Annotated in this window: 1 protein-coding gene; it reads right to left on the reverse strand. The window is 62.9% G+C overall.

What is annotated here, in order from left to right; translation table 11 throughout:
- Positions 1–208: 208 nt before the first annotated feature.
- Positions 209–533 (reverse strand): kynureninase/PvdN C-terminal domain-containing protein (locus ACYVDE_RS25920; RefSeq protein ID WP_460504371.1); only part of this gene is annotated, 325 nt, incomplete at its 5' end.

Raw genomic sequence — 533 nt, forward strand, 5'->3', positions numbered from 1 at the left:
CCGCGGCGGCGCAGCTCGTCGAGGGCCGCCAGCACGGCGGCCTCGCGGTATTGGACATGGCCGGTCACGTACTCGCGCAGGGCCGCGTCGGTCTTCAGCAGCATCTTGGCGGCGTAATCTTCCATCTTATTTCAATGAGTGAATAGGTGAAGAAGCGAATGGGTGAATGTGGCGGTGGATTTGCGAACGATAAAACAGTCGAAAATGACTATTTATCCATTCGCTCATCCACCCATTCGCTCATTGCTGCGCCCACGCGGTCGACGTCGGCAAACGAATTATAGAGCGGTACGGGCGCGAGGCGGATGACGTTGGGCTCGCGCCAGTCGGCGATAATGCCCTGGGCGGCCAGGAAGTCGAACAGCTCGCGGCCGCGCTCGTGTACCAGCACCGAGAGCTGGCAGCCGCGCTGGGCCGGGTCGGCGGGCGTGATGATTTCGAGCTTATTCTTGGGCAGACTCAGGGCCAGAATGTGGGCTTCGAGGCGGGCCGTGAGCTGCTCGCTCTTGCGGCGCAGGGCGGGCATGCCGCCG

This window comes from Hymenobacter agri, from assembly GCF_054778495.1.